This window comes from Streptococcus sp. 2018037 (genome assembly GCF_019754195.1).
GTDB classification, from domain to species: domain Bacteria; phylum Bacillota; class Bacilli; order Lactobacillales; family Streptococcaceae; genus Streptococcus; species Streptococcus hashimotonensis.
This window is the reverse complement of sequence record NZ_JAIJZQ010000003.1, coordinates 41840-63293: the sequence shown is the minus strand read 5'-3', so window position 1 is coordinate 63293 and position 21454 is coordinate 41840. Positions and strand designations below refer to the sequence as shown.

Sequence of the window (21454 nt, the reverse complement as noted above, 5' to 3'; positions counted from 1 at the left end):
GGACTATGGCTGGAAACATAAAGGGAATTACGATTGAAATTGGTGGCGATACCCAACCCTTACAAGATGCACTTAAGGGTGTAAACAAACAAGCATCTGAAGCTACCAAAGAATTAAGACAGATTGATAAGGCTCTCAGGTTTGATACAGGAAATGTCACCCTCCTCACTCAAAAGCAGGAAGTGTTAGCTAAACAAGTTGAGACAACCAAAGAAAAATTGGCAACGCTCCGTCAAGCCCAATCACAGGTGGAAGCTCAATTTAAGGCTGGGGATATTGGGGCAGACCAGTACCGTGCCTTTCAACGTGAGGTGGAAACTACTCAAAGGCTGCTAACGTCCTATGAAACTAAGTTAGCTGATGTGTTATCAACACTTGAGAATCACGGTCGAGCCAGTAGTTCAGCGGCTCAACAATTAGATAAACTCCAAGTGGAGCAGGGGCAGTTAGCAAGTGAGATGAACAAGGTCACGTCTCAATTTGAGCTACAAGAAAGTGCTTTGTCATCCAATAGTTCTGAGGCAGAACGCAATGCCATAGCCCAACAAAAGATTGGAGCACAGTCAGAAATTGTTTCTAAACAAATTTCCAATCTCGAAAAGCAACTAGCCTTGACAAAGAGGGAATATGGTGAGAATTCCATTGAAGCCAATAAGATGGAAGCTGAGTTGAATCAAACAAAGACCGCTCTCAATAACCTGAACAACGAGATGGATGAGACCAAATCCTCTGCCGATGGTGCTCAAGATGGCATGAAAGCCATGTCTGACACCATTCGGGCTGAGGCACTTCAAGCGACCAGTGAGAAGCTTGCAGACATCTCTCAGAAAATCTTCGAAGTCGGAACAGAGTCCATGTCTGCGGCAGCTCAACTTCAAGCCAGCAATGCCCAATTCTCTACCGTCTTTGGAGATATGGAGAATGCTGCTAAGGATGCACTCAATAAGATTGGGGAAGAGATGGACATTGTTCCAGAGCGTCTTCAAGGTTCCTTCACTCAGATGGCTTCCTTTGCCAAAACCTCTGGGATGGATACGGCTCAGGCTTTGGATCTGACCACTCGTGCCACCAGAGCAGCGGCTGATGGGGCAGCATTTTACGACAAATCCATCGAAGAAGTCACCGAAAACCTGCAGTCCTTTCTCAAAGGAAACTATGAAAATGACGCAGCTCTAGGTATTTCTGCGACAGAAACCACTCGTAATGCAGCGGCGAACAAGCTCTATGGAAAGTCCTTCAATGAACTATCAGAAGCTCAGAAACAGTTAACCCTCCTTCAAATGGTAGAGGACGGCAATGAACTTTCTGGAGCCTTGGGACAAGCTGCAAGGGAATCAGACGGACTGGAAAACGTTCTGGGTAACTTAAGACAGTCTGGAACTAATGCTCTAGCAGCAATCGGTCAACCGATTCTGGAGATGCTTATTCCAGTCTTCCAAAGTTTGGCAGACATTGTTAGTCAACTAGCGACTTGGTTTACCAACTTATCCAGTCCCATCAAGGAAGTCGTCATTATATTCACAGGTATTTTAGCCGTGGTAGGGATGTTACTTCCAGTTTTCTTGGGCTTACAGGTTGCGGCAACCGCTATGGGGACAACCGTTGTTGGAATGATAACGGCATTTTTGCCGATTGTGGGGATTATTGTTGGTATTGTAGCTGCCATTACCTTACTGATTGTTGGGTTAAAAGAACTCTGGACGAATCACGAAGGCTTTCGAACGACTGTGATGGAAATCTGGAATAGTATCTATGCCTTTCTGACTATGATCATCCAGCAGATTTCTAGTTTTGTTATGTCCATCTGGGGAACGCTAACCACATGGTGGACTGAAAACCAACAACTGATTCTTGATGCAGCAAACACAGTATGGAATGCCATTTCAACGGTCATCACTACAGTAATGACAATTCTTGGACCATTGATTCAAGCTAGTTGGGAAAATATCAAACTCATTATCACAACCGCATGGGACATGATAAAGGTTGTGGTTGAAACAGCTATCAATATGGTTCTTGGAATCATTAAAGCTGTGATGCAAGTCATAACTGGTGATTGGGCGGGTGCTTGGGAAACGATTAAGCAGGTACTTTCAACGGTATGGGAGGGAATTACATCCCTTATTTCCATTGCGTTAAACTTCATTGCCCAATTTATTTCAACTGCTTGGACGGGGATCAAGAATACTATCTCAAATGTACTATCTGCCATTAGTTCTGTTATTTCAACTATCTGGTCAGCTATTCAATCGACAATATCCAGTGTCCTATCTGCGATTGGTTCAACTGTTTCAACTATCTGGAACGGTATCAGTAGTACTGTATCCAACATCTTGAATGGTATATCTAATACGGTTTCATCTGTTTGGAATGGTGTGAAAAATACCATTTCAAGTGCTATCAATGGTGCAAGAGATGCCGTGAGTAATGCCATCAATGCCATTAAAAATCTCTTTAACTTCCAAATCAGATGGCCACATATTCCCCTTCCACATTTTCGAGTGTCAGGCTCAGCCAATCCACTGGATTGGTTAAAGGGAGGTATTCCAAGAATCTCCATTGATTGGTATGCCAAAGGTGGAATTTTAACCAAACCAACCGCATTTGGTGTAAATGGCAATAGCCTAATGGTAGGGGGTGAGGCTGGAAAAGAAGCAGTCTTGCCTTTGAATGAACAAACATTGGGTGCAATTGGTCGAGGAATCGCAAAGACCATGACAAGCAATCTACCAACTATTCATATCACCATTACTGGAAATACAGTAAGAGAAGAGACTGACCTTCACCGACTTGCGGAGATGGTTGGAGAGAAATTAGTGTATGAATTAGAACGTCAGCAAGGATTGAGAGGAGTGAAACCATGATTAGACATAATGCATTAACCATTGGTGGAGTGTCCACGGCTAGTTTTCCTTTTAAGGTAATCGTGGAAGATAGCCCTTCTATCACAGTTAGTGAAAGTAAGACGCAATTGATAGAACACCAAGGTCTATCAGGTGCGGTTCTTCAAACCAATCCTCGCAGAAGTGTCATGGAACTGAGCTATACCCTCTATCTTGTTAAACCTAGTGAAGAACAGCTATTTTCCTTTTTGAAGCTATTTTTGAAAGAAGGATTTTGGCTTGAGAACGCTAGTTTCAAGACCATACGCTTTTGGTGTTACAAGGTTCACCATACTCCAGTTCAAAAGGATAAGTTGGGGGTGTATGAGCTTAAGGTTACCTTTTCTTGTCACCCAACCAAGTGGTTCAAAACGACAACCTCGCAGGTGTTTAGAACCAGTGGTGTTTTGCGATGTCAAGGTTCAGCCATTGCTTTTCCAAAGATTACCATAAGCGGCAACTCAAGTAGTGAAACTAGCTTTACGATTGGGGATGATGTCATCCGCTTGGAGCGATTACAAGAAACACTCATTATGGATAATAATCCTAGTCAGCCAAGTTTTAAGACACAAAGAGGTCAGCCTGTAAAATGGTCTGGTGATTTTATCTCCATTGATGCAGGTAGAAATGACTCAGTTGGAGTTGTCTTAGGTTCTGGCATCACATCATTAACAATAGAAACGAATTGGGGGTGGGCTTAGTGTTATCATTATTAGACATAACTGTTCGAACGGCAAAATGGCATGGGAAACCACTCCCAGAAACCATTAAGGCAAGTGTCAAAGAAACATTGAATGGGGATTTTGTTTTGACCTTTACCTATCCAATTACGGATAGTGGTTTGTATCGTGAGCTTAAAGAGGATTATTTGGTTCGAAGTCCAGTACCAGTATTAGGACACCAGTTGTTTCGGATCAAGAAAATTATTGAAGGTGATTCAACTCTAGAAGTGACAGCTTATCATATTTCAGATGATGTCATGACTAGAATTGTTTCTCCTTTTTCTTGTGAACAAGTTGCCTGTGCAACAGCTCTCTCTTCTCTAGTCATGGCGAGCAAGTCTCCACTGGGAGATTTTTCTTTTACAAGTGATATTGTCAAGAACAGAACCTATACAACAGACAAGGAACAGACGCTTTACTCCAGCCTGCTGGATGGCAAACATTCTATCCTTGGTACTTGGGAGGGAGAATTGGTTCGAGATAACCTTGCCCTATCAATTAAAAGTGAGCGAGGACGAGACCGTGGGGTAGTTATCTCTACTCACTACAATTTGAAAAAGTATCAACGAACCAAAGAAAGTTCACAGGTTATCACTCGTATCCATGCCACTTCAAGCTTCAAACAAGATGGGCAGGATAGGGAGACTGTACTTCAAGTCACTGTAGATAGTCCGATGATTAACTTCTATCCTTTCATCAATGAAGTGACCTATACAAATAATAGCGTCAGAACTCGTCAAGAGTTAATAGAGTGGGCTAGTAGCAAGTTTCGCTTAGAGGGAATAGATAAACCAAAAGATGCCATCATCATTGAGGCATTTGAGTTAGATGGTCAAACAGTTCATCTAGGCGATACCGTAACTTTAAAAAGCAAGCTACACGGCATTGATATGAAGAAGAATGCCATCGCCTATGATTATGATCCTTTAGCTAAGAATTACCGCTCTATCACTTTTGATGATAAGGCAAGTAGCGGTACAGGTAAAACTGGCGGTAGCTTAACTACACTAGCCAATAATCTCCTTGATGGAAATAAGCGGAGTGAGGATGTTGCCGTTGAAATTGCCATTGATAATGCCAACAGAGCATTTGATGCGGAATTTGAGAAACGTCAAGTAGCCATTGATAATGCTATCGAACAGGCTCAAAGTCGTGGGGAGGTCTATGCGGATCGATTAAAGGCCAGAATTGATAATGAACTTACTTCTATTCACCAACAGATGCGGCAACAGGAAGAGGAACAGCAACGTACAACTCGTGAATTATTGGCAAAGGCTGGGGTAAATACGAACCTAGCCACGGAAGCCAAACTGAAGGCAGAACAGGCTCAAACTGGGGCAACTGAAGCCCTCAGAAGGGCAGAACAAGCCAAGCTTGATGCCATTCAAGAAGCTAACCGATTGACTTCAACGGAGCGTAGTCAAACAGAGTCAAAGATTGCGACAGCTAAATCACAAGCTATCTCTGAAGCTAGTCGATTGGTTGATGTAGCAAAATCACTATTAGGTGGACAGTTGGCAACTGTCAGTACCAATCTCTCACAAACCAAGGAGGAAATAAAACTTCTTGCGAGTAAGCAACTGGTGGATAGTCTGACTGGTCGGGTAACCAGTGCAGAATCCATGATTCAAGTACAGGCAGACCAAATTTCTCAGCGTGTTAAAACCAGTGATTTTAACCAAGCAAAACAGAGAATCGAAACTGCCGAGTCATCGATTACGCAATTGGGGAATCGCATAACAACTGAAATCAGTCAGGTGGATGCGAAAATTCCAACTAGCCTAGACGGTCTCAATTTGATGACTGGTACTCGTGATTGGTCAAATAAAGGAAATGCATGGCATTTAGGAAACAACTGGTCTACCGAAACAGAGAATTTCAGAGGACTGGTTGTTCGTTCAACCCAAGCAGGGTTCAACGGAAGTCATCAGAATATTGTTGTGAAAGCAGGAGATGTCATTACCTTTAGCTTTTATGCCAAAGCGAATCTGCCACTTTCTTCCATCAAAGTTTCAGCGATTTGGACTGGTTCGAGTGTCTATCGTGCTCCAGTGGCAAGAGTGAGGGAATCGGACGATATTATATCCGTCACAAGTGACTGGAAACGCTACTGGAAAACAGTTCATGTCATATCTGATGGTTCACTCCAATTTCGAACGGAGTACAATGCAAGCACAATCCCAAATGGGAATAAATTCTATGTTGCAGGATTGAAAGTCGCAAAGACCTCACTAGACACAGGTTATTCAGAAAATCCAGCAGATATAGCTGGTGAATTGACCACCCAACGGACACTCATCACTCAAACGGCTTCTGGTGTAGAGCAGGTTTCTACAAGATTAACCGAGGCGAGTGGAAAGATTTCTAGTAGTGAAACACAGATTCGACAATTAGTTTCGGATGTATCCTCAAAGGTCAGTCAGACGGATTTCAATAACTTGAAACGAACTGTTGAAGGACATACTACATCCATCCAACAGACGCAACAATCTATTTTGCTTAAGGCTGATAAGACCGTTCTTGAAGGGGTCAAAACCACCGCTGACAATGCCTTGGCTAAGGCCAACACAAACGCAAGTCAGATTACTCAAACCAAGGCTGATTTACGGATTGCCAATGACGCCATCTCACAGAAAGTTGCAAGGACTGATTTTAATAGCTTGACTGGTCGAGTAGCAAATGCAGAAACCACTATCCGAACACAGGCTGGACAAATTGAGCAACGTTTAACAAGTACGCAAGTTGAATCAGCTATTAACTCAAAAGGTTATCAAACCAAGTCACAGGTTGATTCCAATATTACTGGTCGTGGCTATCTAACCAGCAGTTCTCTCCAACCCTATGCGACGACAACTAGTGTGCAGAATTTGGTCAAAACAACCTCTGATAGTTTTACTCAACGAATCAGTCAAACGGAAAGCAGAATCCCTACCTCAGTTTCGCATCGCAATTTGATTGCTGGTACTTCGGATAGATGGAGTGCTTATCAGACGATAAATGCCAGTAGTAACTGGATAGCCTCTTTAGGAAGGGTGCAATTTGGAGATAGTAGTGGTATCTATGTTGGGTCAAAAGTGCATTTATATGTTCATATCTCAGCGGATGAGATTACATTTGACCCTGCGGTGACGACTCGTACTATGAAACTTCAAGGTCCAATCTTGGATAGTCAAAATGTTTGGACATGGACCAACTGGAATTTGTATCACCCTTTCTACAATAAATGGAGCAGCAATCTGACGACGGGTAACAACTATCGGTTAATTAAACTGACCTCTACCATCACTCAAGAGATGTACCAACAGTCTAAAGGATTTGAACTTCAAGTCAGAATTGATGGAGTTAAAACAGGTAAGTTCCATGTGAGAGCTTTAATGGTATCAACTGGTGATATCTTTCCAGACTATTGGACACCGTCATTAGACGACTTTACGACAATGAGCGTCTTTCATGAAGTGCGGGATACTGTAAGTAGTCACACTCGGACCATTGGAGATCACACCAATCAAATCAGTCAGGTTGTTCAAACGGCTAATGGGATTGTGACACGAGTTGGCAATCTAGAAACAAGTCGAGCAACAACTGCCACAGTAAATGCCATTCAAACACAGGTTTCGACACTTGCAGGGGCGTGGTCGGTTCGAAATCTGACCAGTGCAGGAACAGTCCTCAGTCAGCTCAATCTCAATAAGGATGGCACAGTCAAAATCGATGGAAAACTTGTCCAAATTACAGGAACTACCTATATCCAAGAGGGTGTCATTGCAAGTGGTAAGATTGCAAGTCTTGATGCAGGCAAGATTACGACAGGTATTATCTCTGCAGCTCGAATTGGAGCAGAAGCAATCACTGCGGATAAGTTAAAGGTTGACCAAGCTTTCTTTACCAAGTTTATGGCAACAGAAGCCTATCTTAAGCAGTTATTTGCCAAATCAGCCTTTATAACCCAAGTGCAGTCAGTAACGCTATCTGCCAACAAAATTTCTGGTGGTATCTTGTCAGCAATCAACGGAGCCATGAAAATCAATCTGTCACTTGGAAACATCAAGTTCTTTACAAACTCTCCATCCATTTCTCGTGAGGTTAGTGGCTATCCTCACCAATGGGTTTCATTTGAAACAGGTACCTCAAACGGTAAGCCATGTGGTGTAACCATTATCGGTTCTAATCGATGGAACAACTGGAATGCCAATGACGGTGGCTTTGTAGGAATTCGAGCATGGAACGGTACAGATACCGACCAAATTGATGTGGTAGGCGATAAGGTACGTTTAGCTAGTGCTCCATATACCAATCCAGATGGCTGGGAAATAGTAACGTTGCCTAACCGACTGAGTATTGATGCCTATAAAGCTTCTGACCGACCAAGTTCAATTTTGAATATCGGAGATATCCGCATCTATCGAAACAGTACAAGCTATGTCAGCTTGAAGGACGTACTTCATCAATTCAATCACAATTTTAAACACTTAGTAAACATCACTGGTCGAGGTGACGTCATCTTGACATGGGATACGATTAAATAAAGGAGTTCACAGATGAATCTAGAACAAATCAACCAATCACTAAAACTAACTATTCAGGAGCTTGTCACAAAGCTATCTGATGAAATTACCGCTAAGAACCTCATTGCCATCCAATTGGTGGAAAGGGATGAGGAACTTAGTCAATTGCGGAAAGAAAAACAGGAATTGACTGAGTTGTTAGAAGTTCAGACAAAACCTGAAGAAGGGAAAGGAGAATAGTTATCATGGCACTTCTCAATATTGACAAAGTAACAGAACCATTTGATTTGGAAACAGCTCTCGCTTACATGCGTAAGAATGGAGAGTTCATACGTTGTAGGACCGCAGAGCAGGATTTTTACATGTATCTTGAAGAAGTAAGGCGACCTGCCATTAAGAATGGAAAGCGGCAGTTGATTACAACTGAAACAGTTTGGGCATTTAATCAGTGGGGCAGTACCACATTAACACTGAACCTTTCTGATTTGTTCCATGATTGTTTCTATCTGATGCGGTTTGATGAGAACGGTCAACCAGATTGGTCAGACCCTACCATTGTGCAGGAGGGTTCAGTAGAAAGTGAGGTGACCGATGAAGGAATTGTTAACACTTAATAAGATTTTATTTTCCATGATTGGAGGCTTGATTGGTAGTCTATTTGGAGAGTTGGATGGCATCCTATATGCTCTACTGGTCTTCATTATTATTGACTATCTAACAGGAATTTTTGCGGCAGTTGTAGAGAAACAGTTGTCGAGTAGTATCGGTTTTCGTGGTATCTTTAAAAAGATAGCCATTTTATTTTTGGTTTCATTAGGTCATCTGATTGATACAGCTATTATCAAGCAGGGTGGAACAATTCGAACCATGGTCATTTTCTTTTATCTCAGTAATGAGGGGTTAAGTATTCTAGAAAATACCGTTCGAATTGGTTTACCAATACCTGAGAAACTACAAGCAATCTTAAAACAAATCAACGAGAGGTGAGAAGATATGGGAAAACATCTAGTCATTTGTGGTCATGGCCAAGGGCGAACAAGCTATGATCCTGGAGCAGTGAATGCCAAACTAGGTATCACAGAAGCAGGAAAGGTTCGAGAATTAGCCAAGTTAATGTCTAAGTACAGTGGACAGCGAATTGATTTTATTACCGAACAAAATGTTTATGATTATCGGAGTATTACTAGTATTGGTAAGGGATACGACTCGATTACTGAATTGCACTTCAATGCCTTTAATGGAAGTGCTAAAGGTACAGAAGTCTTGATTCAATCTTCCTTAGAAGCAGATAAGGAAGATATGGCTATCCTGTCTCTCCTTTCACACTATTTCCAAAATCGTGGCATTAAGAAGGTAGATTGGCTATATAATGCCAATCAAGCAGCAAGTCGTGGATACACCTATCGTTTGGTGGAGATTGCTTTCATCGATAATGAACAAGATATGGCGATTTTTGAGAACAAGAAAGAGGATATTGCGAGAGGTCTTGTATCAGCAATAACAGGAGTTGAAGTCAAGACCATAGTTCCCTCGACCCCCAGTTCAACCGCTGGGAGTTCAGGAACTCCTTCAAAACCAATCTATCTTGTTGGTGATAGTCTTAGGGTGTTGCCTCATGCGACTCATTATCAGACTGGTCAAAAAATCGCCAACTGGGTCAAGGGGCGCACCTACAAAATCCTCCAAGTAAAAAATGTTCACCAGTCCAACAGTAAGAGAGCTTATCTACTTGATGGAATCAAGTCTTGGGTGCTTGAGCAGGATGTAGAAGGAACTACTAAAGGCCACAGTGAGCAGACCTATCAAGCACAGAAAGGCGATACCTATTATGGAATCGCTCGGAAGTTTGGTTTAACAGCTGATGCTCTTCTTGCGGTAAATGGCTTGAAGAAGACGGATATTTTAAAAGTTGGACAAACTCTAAAGGTCAATGCGGCTTCAAGGACAACAACCGCTATTCCAACCAGTGTTGCAAGTCGTGTAGTTGCGTCCGCTTTATCTAAGGTTGGTCAAAAGGTGACTGTTCCATCTAACCCTTATGGCGGACAGTGTGTTGCCCTAGTGGATAAGATTGTTCAAGAGCTTACGGACAAGAATATGTCCTATACTAATGCCATTGATTGTTTGAAGAAAGCAAAATCAAATGGTTTCCAAGTAATCTACGATGCTTGGGGTGTGAATCCTAAAGCAGGTGATTTTTATGTCATTCAGACGGATGGTTTGGTATATGGTCACATTGGTGTCTGTGTAACGGATTCAGATGGAAAAAGTATAGATGGCGTGGAACAGAATATTGATGGATATTCTGACCATAATAGGAACGGAATCAATGACCAATTGGAAATTGGTGGCGGTGGTATCACTCGTCGTGTGAAACGTCAATGGATGGCGGATGGCTCACTTTACGATTCAACTGGAACAGTTAAACTGGGTAAAGTTGTAGGTTGGTTTAGAATTTCATAATTATGTTATTAGCCTGGTGGAAACATCAGGCTTTATTTTTTTGCCTTTTTTTCAATAACTGCGGAAAAATTACTCCCAAACCTACCTAGTAAGGTAGGAGGAATATTTGTATTCCATGAACTGTGGCATAAATTTATCAGGTCGAAATAGTTGGTCTGATAACTTGACTAATATTCCCTTTAGAGTGATATATAGTGTGCCATTACATAGGAAGGAGAGTAAATGTCCGTAAAGAAGATTAGAGTCAATAGACAAAAACATAGGAAGAGGGTCTGTGCCTACATTCGAGTTTCGACGACTAATGGAAGTCAGTTAGATTCATTAGAAAATCAGAAGCAGTATTTTGAAAAACTGTATTCCAATAGAGACGATATTGATTTTATAGGTGTTTATCATGACAGAGGTATATCTGGTTCTAAGGATAATCGTCCAAATTTTCAAGCTATGATCGAAGATTGTCGTAGAGGTAAGATTGATGTTATTCATACCAAGTCAATTGCACGCTTTGCCAGAAATACGGTTACAGTTCTTGAAATTAGTCGTGAACTGAAGGCGATAGGAGTAGACATATTCTTTGAGGAGCAAAACATTCATACCCTTTCAAGTGAAGGGGAAGTGATGCTTTCAGTTTTAGCGAGTATTGCCGAGGACGAGTTAAGGAGTATGAGTGGCAATCAACGTTGGGCCTTTCAAAAGAAATTCCAGCGAGGAGAGCTGGTCATTAACACCAAGCGATTCTTAGGATACGATGTTGACGAAAACGGGGAGTTGATTATCAATCCAGAAGAAGCTTTGATAGTCAGGCAAATATTTGCACTTTACCTTGAAGGGTATGGTACTCATCGTATTGCCAAGCTGTTAAATGAAAAGGGCGTTGCGACTGTTACAGGTGCTAAATGGCATGACACCACAATCCGTCAAATGTTAAGCAATGAAAAATACAAAGGTTCAGTCTTACTGCAAAAGTATTTTCATGATGGTGTGAATGGTCCCAAAAAATTGAACAAAGGCGAACTTGAACAATACTTGATTGAAGATAATCATGAAGCTATCATATCAAAAGAAGATTGGCAAAGAGTCCAAGATAAGCTAACTAGTAGAAGATGGCAACAAGGTAGAAACAAAACTTATAAATTTACAGGTTTGTTAAAGTGTCAGCATTGTGGTTCGACTCTAAAGAGACAAGTTTCTTACAAGAAAAAAATTGTTTGGTGCTGTTCCAAATACATTAAGGAAGGAAAAGCAGCTTGTCAAGGGATGCGTGTGCCAGAAGTAGATATCTCAAATTGGACAGTAACCTCGCCAGTAAAAGTGATAGAAAGGGATAGAGATGGGGAAAAGTATTACAGTTATTCCAGCCAAGAAAGTGCAGACCAGTATTCTTCATCAGGACAGGAAGAAAATCAAAGTAGCCGCATATTGTCGAGTGTCCACCGACCAAGAAGAACAGCTATCAAGTTATGAAAACCAAGTTAATTATTACCGAGAGTTTATCTCTAAACACGAGGACTATGAGTTAGTTGACATCTATGCGGATGAGGGCATCTCAGCAACCAATACCAAAAAACGTGATGCTTTTAACCGCTTGATACAAGATTGTAGGGCTGGTAAGGTGGATAGGATTTTGGTCAAGTCAATTAGTCGATTTGCCAGAAACACCCTTGATTGTATCAAATACGTCCGAGAGCTGAAAGAACTGGGTGTTGGTGTCTCTTTTGAAAAGGAGAATATTGACAGCCTTGATTCCAAAGGTGAAGTTCTCCTTACAATCCTTTCTTCCTTAGCACAGGATGAGTCACGCTCTATCTCAGAGAATGCTACGTGGGGAATTCGTAAGAAGTTTGAACGTGGCGAGGTGCGCGTGAATACCACTAAGTTCATGGGTTATGACAAGGATGATAATGGTAGGCTTATCATTAACCCTCAACAAGCAGAAACAGTTAAATTCATCTACGAGAAATTCTTAGATGGGTATAGTCCTGAGTCCATAGCTAAATATTTGAATGACAATGAAATACCTGGTTGGACAGGAAAGGCAAATTGGTATCCAAGCGCAATACAGAAAATGCTTCAAAATGAAAAGTATAAGGGTGATGCTTTATTGCAAAAGACTATTACAGTTGATTTTCTGACTAAGAAACGTGTTCAAAATGATGGTCAAGTCAACCAATACTATGTAGAAAATAGTCATGAAGCTATAATTGACAAAGACACTTGGGAATTAGTACAGTTGGAATTGGAAAGGAGGAAAGCCTACCGAGAGGAGCATCAGCTCAAGTCCTATATCATGCAAAATGACGATAATCCTTTTACAACTAAGGTGTTCTGTGCAGAATGTGGTTCAGCCTTTGGTCGAAAGAACTGGGCCACCAGTCGAGGTAAACGTAAGGTGTGGCAATGTAACAATCGTTATAGGGTCAAAGGACAGATTGGTTGTCAGAATAACCATATTGATGAAGAAACGCTAGAGAAAGCCGTAGTAATGGCTGTAGAACTATTGAGTGAGAACGTGGATCTGTTGCATGGGAAGTGGAATAAGATTATAGAAGAAAATCGTCCGCTAGAAAAGCATTATAGTACAAAGTTGGCTGATATAATAAACAAGCCATCCTGGGAATTCGATTCGTATGAGATGTGTCAGGCATTGGATAGTATTACAATTGTGGAGGATGGACAGATAACTGTCAGATTTTTAGAAGGAACTGAGGTAGACTTGTAACTAGGCTATTACTCTAGTTAATGTTTGCAATTAGACATATATGCATTATACGAGATTTCCAATGGCTCATAAATCGAAATAGTTTTAAGCTCAATCAACGGTCGTGGGCTGACCCCAAAAAAGTGAGAATTTAATAAAAACACCCTAGGGCTACCGTCTCCGGTATTCAACCGGAGACAGGTAGTCCGATTTTTGTTGGATTCTTTTTTCATTATAATATTTGATGTAATTTTCTACAATTTGAATTACAATATATTTCTGAAACAACACAATACAAATATTGACATGCAATTATTAATTGGTGGATTTTAAGTTGACATCTACAAAGTTTAATGTTAAAATTCATTCAAAAATATATTTGAATGAGGTGTTTTATGATTCAAAATGTTGTTACTTCAATAATCCTGTATTCTGGGACAGCCGTAGACTTACTTATTATCCTAATGTTATTTTTTGCCAAAAGAAAAAGCAGAAAAGACATCATTAACATCTATTTAGGACAATTTCTAGGCTCTGTTAGTCTAATATTGCTAAGTTTGCTTTTTGCATTTGTCTTAGATTATATTCCTAGTAAAGAGATTTTAGGTTTGCTCGGTTTGATTCCAATTTTCCTAGGCCTCAAAGTTTTGCTTTTAGGAGATTCTGATGGAGAAGCTATTGCCAAAGAAGGTTTGAGCAAAGATAATAAAAACCTGATTTTTCTAGTCGCTATGATTACTTTTGCAAGTTGTGGTGCTGACAATATTGGTGTCTTTGTCCCATATTTTACTACCTTAAATTTAGCGAATTTGATAGTGGCTTTACTGACCTTTCTAGTCATGATTTATCTCTTGGTTTTTTCTGCCCAAAAATTGTCACAAGTCCCTTCTGTTGGAGAAACTTTGGAAAAATATAGCAGATGGTTTATTGCCGTTGTCTATTTAGGATTGGGGATGTATATCCTGATTGAAAACAACAGCTTTGACATGCTATGGACTGTGTTAGGCTAGGAGAAAATATTTTGAAAAAAGATAGTATCTGCCAAGTGAATGTTATAAATCAACAAAATGTTACAACCGCAACGAACTACCTTGAAAAGGAAAAAGTCCAAAAATCACTTCGCATTTTATCAAAATTTACCGATAATAAACAGATAAATATCATCTTTTATCTCCTTGCCGTCGAAGAACTCTGTGTCTGCGATATAGCCTGTTTATTAAATCTCAGTATGGCATCTGCCTCCCACCATCTTCGTAAACTAGCCAATCAAAACATCTTGGACACTAGAAGAGAGGGGAAAATTATATATTATTTTATAAAAGATGAGGAAATCAGAGATTTTTTTAATCAACTAGGATAACAACTATTTTTACTACTTTTCCATGATTATAGGGAGATTATATATGAAATTTTTGATGAAAATTACTCACAAGAAATACCTACTCGTATCAAATGTTTAAGAAAAAAGTATAATTTAAAGCAAAGCGACCTACGATTTTATCAGCGTTTACAGACATTCAAGAGAAATCTCTTGGATGTCTTTTTTGGGCTAAAGCAAGGCTATGATTAGCCTTGGCAAATTTGCCTAACAGCTCCAAACCTGTCATCAAATGAAATCGATGAGTTATCAGAATGAGTCGTAGCCTTCATCTCACAGTATAGGTAGATGGCTAATTTCATTTTAAAACTTTCAGTTTTAAGGGACTGACCCCAAAAAGTGAGAATTTAATAAAAAGACTTGACATATTTCGTTTACAATAGTAAACTTATTTTGAACATATTCGTTTACATATGTAAACAACAAGGAGGAAAGGAAAATGAGCACAATAGAACTTAATACTTCTATCACAGATGCTGAATGGGAAGTAATGCGTGTAGTTTGGGCAAATGATCGAGTAACTAGTAAAACAGTCATCTCTGTATTGAAAGAAAAAATGGACTGGACAGAATCCACTATCAAAACGATCTTAGGTCGGTTAGTTGAAAAAGGCGTACTAAATACAGAGCAAGAAGGTAGAAAGTTTATTTACACTGCCAATATTGTAGAGAAAGAAGCCGTAAGGGATTATGCAGAAGATATTTTTAACCGTATTTGCAATAAGAAAGTTGGAAATGTAATAGGAAGCATCATTGAAAATCATGTCTTAAGCTTCGATGATATAGATCGACTAGAGAAAATATTAGAGATAAAAAAATCTTTCGCAGTAGAAGAAGTGGATTGCAATTGTCCAGAAGGACAATGCGAGTGTCATTTACATCATCATTAACATATGGAGGAATAAAAATGAGTAAGAATAAATATATGTTATTAGGTATTGGACTTACAGTCGTATTAACTGCAGTTGGATATATTACACTTTTAGAACCAATGATCAGTTATTTTAAAATAAACCAGAGTGCAGTTAATATAGAAATTCAAACAAGTAAAACAAAAAGTACACTTCCTATACCACCACTATTAGAGGATAAAAATCCAGATCCTAATATTGCGGATTTTACTTTAGAACCTCAAGAAGGAGAAACTTCATTTTTACCAAATACCAAGACACGAACTATGGGTTACAACGGAAGCTTCTTAGGCCCTGTCATCAGAGTAAGTAAAGGTGAGCAAGTAAATGTGCACGTAAATAACAAGCTAAAAGAAGCAACTACAGTTCACTGGCATGGACTAGAGGTAGAAGGAGAAAAGGATGGGGGCCCTCATCAAGGAATTGAACCAGGAACAACTTGGGAGCCTAGTTTTACAGTAAATCAACAGGCTGCAACATTGTGGTATCATCCGCACTTTGGAGGAAATACTGCTACCCAAGTTTATAAAGGTTTAGCAGGACTATTCTATGTGGATGATGAAGTATCAAAAAGCTTAAATATTCCTAAGGAATATGGAGTAAATGATATACCCTTAGTAATTCAAGATAGAAGCTTTGGCAAGGACGGCAGTTTTATTTATAATACAAATATGATGGATGGAGCAACAGGGGATACTGTCATAGTTAACGGAGCTATTAAACCTAATTTAGAGGTTAATAGAGTCAAGATGAGATTTAGAATAGTTAATGGTGCTAATGCAAGTAACTTTAATTTGAAGTTAGATAATAGAGATGGATTCTATCAAATAGCATCTGATGGTGGATTTTTAGAAAAACCGGTTAGCCAGAGAAATATTATGTTATCACCTGGGGAAAGAGCAGAGATAATAGTGGACTTTTCAAAGTATGAAAAGGGAACGCAGCTATCACTTATGAGTAATAAGGAAGCCATTATGACATTTAATGTTAAAGGCGATGGGAAAGATGATACTGAAGTACCTAGCACTTTAACGAATATAGAAAGAATGTCAGAAGCACAAGCTACTAAGATAAGAAGCTTTGAGCTTCAAGGTATGGGTCAAATGGTATCAATAAACGGTATAAAGTTTGATATGAATAGAATTGATGAAACAGTGAAGCTTGGAGATACAGAGATTTGGGAAATTACAAACCCAGGATCTATGATGCATGAAATGGGGCACCCATTCCATATTCATGGCACACAGGTTCAAATTCTATCAAGAAACGGTAATGCGCCTTCTCCAGAGGAGAGCGGATGGAAAGATACTGTATATATTGAGGCTAACGAAAAAGTAAGACTTATAGTTAAGTTTAATAAGAAGGGTAGTTATATGTACCACTGTCACATTCTTGAACATGAAGAAGCAGGTATGATGGGACAAATTAAAGTAGAATAATAAATAATATTGAAGATCATGTCTTAAGCTTCGATGATATAGATCGACTAGAAAAAATATTAGAGATAAAAAAATCTTTCGCAGTAGAAGAAGTGGATTGCAATTGTCCAGAAAGACAATGCGAGTGTCATTTACATCATCATTAAGAATAAGGAGGAATTTAAAATGAACAATAACAACAAACATTTATCCCACTGTCACCATAATCATGGCGACATGGATCATTCAAAACATGAGCACGTAAGCACGGAAGAACATGGAGACCATAAGAATCAACATCGAGAACATCATGCTGAGCATGATCACAGCGGGCACAGTGGGCATGACCACAGTGGGCATCACGGAGGGCATGAACACCATCATCACGGTAACTTTAAGGAACTTTTCTTAAAATCATTGCCACTAGGAATCATTATTATGCTCTTATCCCCTATGGCTGGGTTTGACCTACCATTCCAGTTTACTTTTCCATATTCTGATATTGTAGTAGCTATTTTATCTACTATATTAATTATTTATGGTGGACGTCCATTCTATCAAGGCGCAGTTGACGAATTTAAACAAAAAGAACCTGGAATGATGGCTCTAGTTTCTTTAGGTATAAGTGTTTCATATTTATACAGTATTTATGCTGTTATCATTACCTACGTAACGGGTGGACACGTGATGGACTTTTTCTTTGAATTTGCTTCATTATTATTAATCATGTTATTAGGTCACTGGATTGAGATGAAAGCTATTGGAGAAGCAGGAGACGCACAAGCAGCATTGGCTAAGTTGGTACCAAAAGATGCTCACGTTGTGTTAGAAGATGATTCAATTGAAATACGTCCAGTTGCTGACTTACAGGTAGGCGATTTAATTCGTGTTCAAGCCGGAGAAAATGTGCCAGCAGACGGAACTATCGAGCGTGGCGAATCACGTGTAAATGAAGCTCTTTTGACTGGAGAATCAAAAGCAGTTAAAAAAGGTCCTGGCGATGAAGTAATCGGAGGCTCAACAAATGGAGAAGGGGTTCTTTATATTAAAGTGAATGAGACAGGCGATCAATCCTTTATCTCTCAAGTACAGACTTTAATTAGCCAAGCTCAAAGTCAGCCTTCCAGGGCAGAAAATATTGCGCAAAAGGTTGCAGGGTGGCTCTTCTATATTGCTGTTATTGTCGCGCTAATTGCTTTTGTAGTGTGGATGATTATTGGAGATATCCCAACGGCAGTTATATTTACTATTACTACATTAGTTATTGCTTGTCCGCACGCATTGGGTCTGGCTATTCCATTGGTAACCGCCCGAAGCACAAGCTTAGGGGCTAGCCGTGGCTTACTAGTAAAAGACCGCCAAGCCTTAGAAATAGCTCAAGATGCAGATGTGATAATTTTAGATAAAACGGGTACTTTAACAACTGGTGAATTTAAAGTATTAGATGTAAAACTTCTTAATGACAAATATACAAAAGAGGAAATCATTGCCTTATTGGCAGGTATTGAAGGAGGATCTAGCCACCCAATTGCTCAATCAATTATAAGGTTCGCCGAGCAGCAAGATATACGTCCAGCATCTTTTGATTCGATTGATGTGATTTCCGGTTCTGGAGTAGAGGGTAAAGCAGGTGGGCACCGTTACCAATTAATCAGTCAAAAAGCCTATGGACGTAATCTTGATATGGATATTCCAAAAGGAGCAACTCTTAGTGTCTTAGTAGAAAACGATGATGCCATTGGTGCTGTAGCTTTAGGGGACGAATTAAAACCAACGAGTAAAGAGTTAATTAAAGCTCTTAAAAAGAACAATATTCAACCAATTATGGCAACAGGTGATAATGAAAAAGCGGCTCAAGGCGCGGCAGAAGTCTTAGGGATTGAGTATAGATCAAATCAATCTCCACAAGACAAATATGAGTTAGTTAAAACACTTAAAGATGAAGGAAAGAAAGTTATCATGGTAGGTGATGGTGTAAATGATGCTCCTTCTCTTGCCTTAGCAGATGTTGGTATAGCTGTAGGTGCTGGAACTCAAGTTGCATTGGATTCAGCTGATGTCATATTGACTCAATCCGATCCAGGAGATATTGAATCATTCATTGAATTAGCACACAAAACAACTCGTAAAATGAAACAAAACCTATTTTGGGGAGCTGGTTATAACTTTATAGCTATCCCTCTAGCTGCAGGAATTTTGGCTCCTATTGGTATCACATTAAGCCCTGCATTAGGAGGAATCCTAATGTCTGTGTCAACAGTCATCGTCGCCATTAATGCTATGTTATTAAGTTTAGATCCAAAAAATAAGGGTTAACAGATTGAATGATTGAAACTCATTAAAGTATCAAGATACAATAGTTTTACAGGAAAAAAAGAGATGTAAGTACTGGCTCTTTGTAAAATCGTGTTGTCAGAAGTAGTCGATTGATTTAGATCGAGAAGTAGTATTAGTTGCTTTTGAAGATGATGAAATTATAGGTGCAATTTGGGAGAGATTGCTTGATGCAGATAAAAGAGGCTGAAAAACTAAGAGTACAGAAATATGCAGTCTATAAAAAAGTCAATAATACTAGAAAGAAAGGATTGAGCTTTACAAAGAATTAAGTAAATAACAGAATCGTCATCTCGTTTTGAGGTGGCGATTTTTTGCTAGTCTTTTTGATAGATAAAGCATATCTATGAAATGACAGGTGCGGATTTGTGTAAAAAATGTATTTTGAAAGATAGTGTTGTTTTATCTATTCTTTTCAAAATATTTTTTAATTTAAAGATTTATTCAATTTAAATTGTAAGGACTTTAAATGACGACTCATAGTGTAAAATCAATTCTTGAGAAAAAATAATGAAGTGGAGTTCTCATTTATACTGGAATAAATAATAAAATTTAGTGCATTATTCTGTTCCACAGTATTTTTCCAAAATTTCACTCATGTCTTTCGTTCTATAATATAGGTAAGGCCTATCAGCACATATAGAAGTTGTGGGATTATTAAAAAAACGCAATTAGATTGTCCAGCTTGCTCTCCTGTTTTTGAGCAAGCTACTTCAAAGGTCCCCAGGACCTTTGAACTCCCAAAGAGAATGGCACTTCAAAAATAAAATGAATGAGGGGAAAATTAAAGAATTTGACGGTATCACTTTGATTGTTTGGACATCCGATAATAAGATAAAAGTATTGAAAGAGTTTGGCTGTAATTGTAATAACTACAATCCTCACAAAGAGAGTGAAACACCATTGTTTAGAGATGAAAAAGTAAATTGGTTTTGAGGAGATAAAATATTGATAGAAAGTAGACCTGAGTTTGACAAAATTACATCGTTTGACGAGTTTAATAAATATTATTGGTATCGTGAAGAACTTTCACGGATATGCAAGTCATTAGGATTAGAATATAGAGGTACAAAACAGGAATTCAATTATATTATTGAGCAATACTTTAAGGGTAATTTCATTAAAAAGTCAACAACAATAAATGAAAAGAAACAGGTAGAAACTATTACCTTAGATATGCCATTACTTGAATGTGGTTTTTCCTTTAATGCAAAGTTCAGAGAATATTTCTCTGTTTTAACAGGTATCTCACCATTTAAATTTACTGCTGATATGGCAATAGCTTGGAGGAAAGTAAAAAGAGAAAAGGATTTGAGTTTTACAATTCAAGATATGCTAAAAGTTTATTATGGAAAATCAAATTATGCTAAGTATGACAATTCGGTTTGTCAATGGAATCAATTTTTGAAGGATTTCTGTGCAGACGAAAATAGTTGCAACTACTCAAACAAATTAAAAGTAGCTTCTATTCTTTGGAAAGAAGTCCGAAATTCAAAAAATGAAAAAATTTATTCAAAGAATCTTTTGACTAAATATTCGACTAAAATAAAAGAGTGTTGCAAGTAGGATATTCTTAGCTTGCTAAGCTAACAATTCGATAAAAACTAACACATGAATAGTAAATCAAAAAGTGAATAGATGTTGGAATTTTTTGGTAAGTATTCAATGTCAATGATTTTAATAGGAATAGTCTTAGTAGGAATCATTATTATAGGAATTGCAATAAATTTATCTATTGTAATTATGACGAAAAAAGAAGATTAGAGAATAGTATTCTTTGATATTAGTTTGAATTAGGAAGCTGATATATGGAGAAAAAATGCTGCTGCATTGTTTTTTATTTTAGGCTTTGTAGACTTGTTATGTGACTTTCAGTCCATCACGCTCTGCAAGGTGCGCGACGAAGGTTATACCAAAAAAACTCCAAACGCGATACAATAAAGGTGTTCAAGCCTATTGTAAAGCGAGAGGAGAAGAAAAATTATCCAGTGGATGATTTTTGCCGAAACTAAAAAAATTAAAAGTTGAGGGGCACAAAAGGCACATAGCTAGAGGGATACGGACTACAGCTACGAATTGAACAAATTATTCTAGCTCATAACTTACGCTATTTTGAAACGAACTAGCACCACGGGTATTATTTT

Annotated in this window: 15 protein-coding genes and 3 pseudogenes; 17 read left to right on the top strand and 1 reads right to left on the bottom strand. The window is 38.9% G+C overall.

Features of this window, described 5'->3' with window-relative positions:
- Positions 1-5 precede the first annotated feature (5 nt).
- The 9 genes from K5Q29_RS01860 (at position 6) to K5Q29_RS01820 (ending at position 13291) form a co-directional block, all read left to right on the top strand.
- Positions 6-2864, top strand: coding sequence for a phage tail tape measure protein (locus K5Q29_RS01860; RefSeq protein ID WP_221876875.1), 2859 nt, complete (start codon positions 6-8; stop codon positions 2862-2864).
- A complete protein-coding gene (locus tag K5Q29_RS01855) occupies positions 2861-3583 on the top strand; it encodes a phage tail protein (protein ID WP_221876874.1) in 723 nt (240 codons plus the stop codon). Before K5Q29_RS01860 ends, K5Q29_RS01855 begins: the two co-directional genes overlap by 4 nt.
- Positions 3583-8130, top strand: a complete 4548-nt coding sequence (locus tag K5Q29_RS01850) for a phage tail spike protein (protein ID WP_221876873.1) — start codon at positions 3583-3585, stop codon at positions 8128-8130. Before K5Q29_RS01855 ends, K5Q29_RS01850 begins: the two co-directional genes overlap by 1 nt.
- Positions 8131-8142: 12 nt before the next feature.
- Positions 8143-8349: a hypothetical protein gene (locus tag K5Q29_RS01845; protein WP_014636351.1), complete on the top strand. Its 207-nt coding sequence runs from the start codon at positions 8143-8145 to the stop codon at positions 8347-8349.
- Positions 8350-8354: 5 nt separating this feature from the next.
- A complete protein-coding gene (locus K5Q29_RS01840; RefSeq protein WP_014636352.1) occupies positions 8355-8723 on the top strand; it encodes a hypothetical protein in 369 nt (122 codons plus the stop codon).
- The gene (locus tag K5Q29_RS01835) at positions 8701-9096 is read left to right on the top strand and encodes a holin family protein (RefSeq protein WP_014636353.1); all 396 of its coding nucleotides are present in this window, start codon (positions 8701-8703) and stop codon (positions 9094-9096) included. The genes K5Q29_RS01840 and K5Q29_RS01835 overlap by 23 nt, the downstream gene beginning before the upstream one ends.
- 6 nt (positions 9097-9102) lie before the next feature.
- Positions 9103-10572, top strand: a complete 1470-nt coding sequence (locus K5Q29_RS01830) for a LysM peptidoglycan-binding domain-containing protein (RefSeq protein ID WP_221876872.1) — start codon at positions 9103-9105, stop codon at positions 10570-10572.
- Between the two features lie 222 nt (positions 10573-10794).
- Positions 10795-12036, top strand: coding sequence for a recombinase family protein (locus tag K5Q29_RS01825; protein ID WP_221876871.1), 1242 nt, complete (start codon positions 10795-10797; stop codon positions 12034-12036).
- The gene (locus tag K5Q29_RS01820; RefSeq protein ID WP_313770356.1) at positions 11999-13291 is read left to right on the top strand and encodes a recombinase family protein; all 1293 of its coding nucleotides are present in this window, start codon (positions 11999-12001) and stop codon (positions 13289-13291) included. Before K5Q29_RS01825 ends, K5Q29_RS01820 begins: the two co-directional genes overlap by 38 nt.
- Before the next feature lie 150 nt (positions 13292-13441).
- On the opposite strand, the pseudogene K5Q29_RS01815 reads toward K5Q29_RS01820, so the two are convergent.
- A pseudogene (locus K5Q29_RS01815) lies at positions 13442-13555 on the bottom strand (IS3 family transposase); the annotation flags it as partial.
- Positions 13556-13665: 110 nt separating this feature from the next.
- On the opposite strand from K5Q29_RS01815, the gene K5Q29_RS01810 reads away from it, so the two are divergent.
- From K5Q29_RS01810 to K5Q29_RS01775, 8 genes and pseudogenes are all read left to right on the top strand, one after another.
- Positions 13666-14280 carry a CadD family cadmium resistance transporter gene (locus tag K5Q29_RS01810; protein ID WP_172054397.1) on the top strand — a complete coding sequence of 205 codons (615 nt, stop codon included), beginning with the start codon at positions 13666-13668 and terminating at the stop codon, positions 14278-14280.
- Positions 14281-14291: 11 nt separating this feature from the next.
- A complete protein-coding gene (gene cadX / locus K5Q29_RS01805; protein ID WP_000711091.1) occupies positions 14292-14630 on the top strand; it encodes a Cd(II)/Zn(II)-sensing metalloregulatory transcriptional regulator CadX in 339 nt (112 codons plus the stop codon).
- Between the two features lie 457 nt (positions 14631-15087).
- Complete coding sequence (locus tag K5Q29_RS01800) at positions 15088-15537, top strand: CopY/TcrY family copper transport repressor (RefSeq protein ID WP_024414213.1); 450 nt, start codon at positions 15088-15090, stop codon at positions 15535-15537.
- A 17-nt stretch (positions 15538-15554) separates the two neighbouring features.
- The gene (locus K5Q29_RS10890; RefSeq protein ID WP_024414214.1) at positions 15555-16997 is read left to right on the top strand and encodes a multicopper oxidase family protein; all 1443 of its coding nucleotides are present in this window, start codon (positions 15555-15557) and stop codon (positions 16995-16997) included.
- A gap of 8 nt (positions 16998-17005) precedes the next feature.
- Positions 17006-17143, top strand: a pseudogene (locus K5Q29_RS10885) (CopY/TcrY family copper transport repressor); the annotation flags it as partial.
- A 19-nt stretch (positions 17144-17162) separates the two neighbouring features.
- Positions 17163-19292 carry a heavy metal translocating P-type ATPase gene (locus K5Q29_RS01785; protein WP_024414215.1) on the top strand — a complete coding sequence of 710 codons (2130 nt, stop codon included), beginning with the start codon at positions 17163-17165 and terminating at the stop codon, positions 19290-19292.
- 765 nt (positions 19293-20057) lie between these two features.
- Positions 20058-20246, top strand: a pseudogene (locus tag K5Q29_RS01780) (hypothetical protein); the annotation flags it as partial.
- A gap of 12 nt (positions 20247-20258) precedes the next feature.
- The gene (locus K5Q29_RS01775; protein WP_105139402.1) at positions 20259-20876 is read left to right on the top strand and encodes an SAP domain-containing protein; all 618 of its coding nucleotides are present in this window, start codon (positions 20259-20261) and stop codon (positions 20874-20876) included.
- Positions 20877-21454: the final 578 nt, after the last annotated feature.